Source organism: Isoptericola sp. NPDC056134, assembly GCF_042264825.1.
Classification (GTDB): Bacteria; Actinomycetota; Actinomycetes; order Actinomycetales; family Cellulomonadaceae; genus Isoptericola; species Isoptericola nanjingensis.
On sequence record NZ_JBHJVM010000021.1, the window covers coordinates 1 to 4,116 of the forward strand.

The 4,116-nt window shown below is 71.6% G+C and carries 3 protein-coding genes and 1 riboswitch; of the genes, 1 reads left to right on the forward strand and 2 read right to left on the reverse strand.

Going from position 1 to position 4,116, the window contains the following annotated elements; translation table 11 throughout:
* Positions 1-60 precede the first annotated feature (60 nt).
* Together ACFCZN_RS17035 and glyA are read right to left on the reverse strand one after the other, a co-directional pair.
* Positions 61-945: a bifunctional methylenetetrahydrofolate dehydrogenase/methenyltetrahydrofolate cyclohydrolase gene (locus tag ACFCZN_RS17035; protein WP_429766279.1), complete on the reverse strand. Its 885-nt coding sequence runs from the start codon at positions 943-945 to the stop codon at positions 61-63.
* Complete coding sequence (glyA, locus tag ACFCZN_RS17040; protein ID WP_429766278.1) at positions 942-2,225, reverse strand: serine hydroxymethyltransferase; 1,284 nt, start codon at positions 2,223-2,225, stop codon at positions 942-944. Before glyA ends, ACFCZN_RS17035 begins: the two co-directional genes overlap by 4 nt.
* A 40-nt stretch (positions 2,226-2,265) precedes the next feature.
* A riboswitch (ZMP/ZTP riboswitch) is annotated at positions 2,266-2,353 on the reverse strand.
* Positions 2,354-2,608: 255 nt separating this feature from the next.
* On the opposite strand from glyA, the gene ACFCZN_RS17045 reads away from it, so the two are divergent.
* A complete protein-coding gene (locus tag ACFCZN_RS17045) occupies positions 2,609-3,973 on the forward strand; it encodes an ABC transporter substrate-binding protein (protein ID WP_429766277.1) in 1,365 nt (454 codons plus the stop codon).
* Positions 3,974-4,116 lie beyond the last annotated feature (143 nt).

Here is a 4,116-nt window from a genome sequence, read left to right on the forward strand (position 1 = left end):
GACGAGGCCGCATCCAGTGCGGCCTCGTCCGGGCCTCTCTATCTCGGCGGGTTCGCTTCTCTATCTCGGCGTGGTGCGCTCCGCGGTGTCCACGACGTTGGCCAGCAGCATGGCGCGCGTCATCGGCCCGACGCCGCCCGGGTTGGGCGAGTACCAGGACGCGACCTCGCGCGCGGCCGGGTCGATGTCGCCCACCACGCGCGACTTGCCCGTCTCCGGGTCGGTCTCCCGGGAGACGCCGACGTCGACGAGCACCGCGCCCGGCTTGACCATGTCCGCCGTGACGATCCCCTTGACGCCGGCCGCCGCCACGACGACGTCGGCCCGCTTCACGAGGGCCGGCAGGTCGGTGGTGCCCGTGTGGGTGAGCGTGACCGTCGCGTTGACGGCGCGCCGCGTGAGCAGCAGGCCGATCGAGCGGCCTACGGTCACGCCGCGGCCCACCACGACGACCTCCTTGCCCTGGAGGTCGACGTCGTGCCGCAGCAGCAGGTCGATGATGCCGCGGGGCGTGCAGGGCAGCGGGGAGGTGACCTCCTCGTTGACGCGCAGCACGAGGCGCCCGAGGTTGGTCGGGTGCAGGCCGTCGGCGTCCTTGTCCGGGTCGATCAGCTCGAGCACGCGGTTGGTGTCGACACCCTTCGGCAGCGGGAGCTGCACGATGAACCCGGTGCACGCCGGGTCCTCGTTGAGCCGCCGCACGGCCGCCTCGATCTCGTCCTGCGTGGCCGTGGCGGGAAGGTCCTCGCGGATCGACTCGATGCCGACCTCCGCGCAGTCCCGGTGCTTGCCGGCGACGTACCACTGCGAGCCCGGGTCCTCGCCCACGAGCAGAGTGCCGAGCCCCGGCACGACGCCGCGCTCGCGCAGAGCGGTCACCCGCTCGCGCAGCTCGGCCTTGATCGTGGCCGCGGTGGCCTTGCCGTCGAGGACCTGCGCGGTCACTGGGACAGCCCGGGGTAGAGCGGGAAGTCGGCCGTGAGCTTCGCGACGCGGGCCGCGAGCGCGTCGACGTCGGCCGAGGCGCCGTCCCGCAGGGCGACGGCGATGATGTCGGCGACCTCGGTGAACTCGGCGTCGCCGAACCCGCGGGTGGCGAGCGCCGGCGTGCCGATCCGCAGTCCGGAGGTGACGCGCGGCGGGCGCGGGTCGAACGGCACGGCGTTGCGGTTCACGGTGATGCCGGCGTCGTGCAGGAGGTCCTCGGCCTGCTGGCCGTCGAGCGAGGAGTTCCGCAGGTCGACGAGCACCAGGTGCACGTCGGTGCCGCCGGTGAGGACGGACACCCCCTGCTCGGCGACGTCCGCCTGCGACAGCCGCTCCGCGATGATCTGCGCGCCGCGCAGCGTGCGCTCCTGGCGGTCCTTGAACTCGTCGGTGCCGGCGACCTTGAACGCCACGGCCTTGGCCGCGATCACGTGCATGAGCGGGCCGCCCTGCTGACCCGGGAACACGGCCGAGTTGATCTTCTTGGCGTGCTCCTCCTTGCTCAGGATGAAGCCGGAGCGGGGCCCGCCGATGGTCTTGTGCACCGTGGAGGACACGACGTCCGCGTGCGGCACGGGGCTCGGGTGCAGGCCCGCGGCCACGAGGCCGGCGAAGTGCGCCATGTCGACCCACAGCTTGGCGCCGACCTCGTCCGCGACGTCGCGGAAGGCGGCGAAGTCGAGGTGGCGGGGGTAGGCGGACCAGCCGGCGATGATGACGTCCGGGCGGTGCTCGAGGGCGCGCTTGCGGACCTCGTCCATCTCGATCCGGTACGACTGCGGGTCCACGCCGTAGGCGCCGACGTCGTAGAGCTTGCCGGAGAAGTTGATCTTCATGCCGTGCGTGAGGTGGCCGCCGTGGGCCAGCTCGAGGCCGAGGATCTTGTCGCCCGCGTTGATGAGGGCGTGCAGCACGGCCGCGTTGGCCTGCGCGCCGGAGTGCGGCTGGACGTTGGCGGCCTCGGCGCCGAACAGGTCCTTGGCACGGGCGATCGCGAGGTTCTCCGCGATGTCGACCTGCTCGCAGCCGCCGTAGTAGCGGCGGCCCGGGTAGCCCTCGGCGTACTTGTTGGTCAGGACGCTGCCCTGCGCCTGCAGGACCGCGCGCGGCACGAAGTTCTCGCTCGCGATCATCTCGAGGGTGTCGCGCTGACGGGTCAGCTCGCCCTCGAGGACGGCGGCGATCTCGGGGTCGAGCTCCGCCAGGGGCGCGTTGAACGTGGGATCGGGAGTGCTCATCAGGCGTTCTCCAGCTGTGTCGGACGGACGTGTCGGACGACGACCGGGCCCAGGCGAACGACCCGTCGTCTGCACAGCGCGTCGCTCCCCGGTGGTGATCCACCTGTACGCCAGTCGCGACCCTCGCGATCCTAGCCGATCGACCCGCCCCGGGTCCTGGGCGACCACGGCGTCGCGCCTCCCTCGCCGGCCCCGCGCTCCCCCGCGACCCCGAGGATTCTCCCGCCGCCCTCTTCATCGTTGCAGAGGCGTGACCTGGGCCACTTGACCACGCCGCCCGAGCCGTGTCAGATTGGGCGCCGTCGATGGTTCTTCATCGATGTAAACCGCATCGGGGCGACGCCGCGCCGGAGCGGCCCGGATCTCCCCGAGAGGACCCCGTGATGAGGAAGTCACGACTGATCGCCGGCATCGCCACCGCCCTGGTGGCCGCCAGCACCCTCGCCGCCTGCGGCTCCGGCGGCGGGAGCGGCACCGACGACGGCACGCTCACGTTCATGTTCCGCGGTGGCGACGACGAGAAGAAGGCCTACCAGGAGGCCATCGACCGCTTCACCGAGGACACCGGTGTGAAGGTCAAGATGATCGTCACCTCGGCGGACCAGTACGCCCAGAAGCTCCAGGCCGCCGTCGCGGGCAACAAGGTGCCCGACGTCTTCTACATCGAGCAGGCCAGCCTCCAGTCCTACGTGAGCTCGGGCGTCCTCATGGACATCACGGACCAGGTCGCCGAGCAGGGGGTCGACCTCGACAACATCTGGCCGTACGGCGTCGACTCCTACCGGTTCGACGGCACCACCCAGGGCACCCCCGGGGGCAAGCTCTACGGGCTGCCCAAGGACATCGGCCCGTTCGCGTTCGGCTACAACGCCGACCTGCTCGAGAAGGCCGGGGTCGAGCGGCCCGACCCGGACGAGCCCCTCACCTGGGACGAGTGGCTGAAGATCTGCAAGAAGCTCACCCAGGACACCGACGGCGACGGCGAGACCGACCAGTGGGGCACCGGCCTCAACGTGCAGTGGAACTCGCAGTCGTTCGTGTGGAGCAACGGCGGCGACTGGACCAACGAGGACCACACGCAGGTCACCGTCGACACCCCGGAGTTCGCCGAGGCGATCCAGTTCATCGCCGACCTCACCGAGCAGGGCGTCACCCCGAACCCCGAGCAGGCGCAGACGCTCGACACCTACCAGCGCTTCATGGCCGGGGAGATCGGCTTCTTCCCCGTCGGCCCCTGGGACATGAGCGTCTACAACGACCTCGACTTCGAGTACGACCTCATGCCCTGGCCCGTCGGCAGGACCGGCGAGCCCGCCACCTGGGTCGGCTCGCTCGGCATCGGCGTCTCGAACACCACGGACCTGCCCGAGGACGCGGTGAAGCTGGCCACCTACCTGTCCACCGACGAGGCCGCGCAGCAGACGCTCGTCGACGCCAACGTCCAGATCCCGAACCGGATCGACACGGCGCAGGAGTGGGCCGCCGAGGTCGAGGAGGACGACTCGCTGAAGCCCAGGAACCGCCAGGAGTTCCTCGACATCGCCGAGGACTACGGGCGCGAGATGCCGGCGTCGTTCACCTACGGCGCCGAGTGGTACGACGAGCTCTGGGTCGGCATCCAGCCGGTGCTGGACGGCAAGCAGAAGGCGGCCGACTACCTCGCCGAGGTGCAGCCGCGCATGCAGGAGCTGCTCGACCAGTCGAACGCCCAGGCGGAGCAGGCCGCGGCGGCGGGCTCCGCGCCCTGATCCGGCCCCTGACCTGATCCCGCGGTGGGGGGGGGGCCCCCCCCCGGGGCGCCCCCCCCCCCCCCCCCCCCCCCCCCCCCCCCCCCCCCCCCCCCACAGACCGCCATTCCCGCCCCCCCCCCCCCCACCCCGCCCCACCCCAC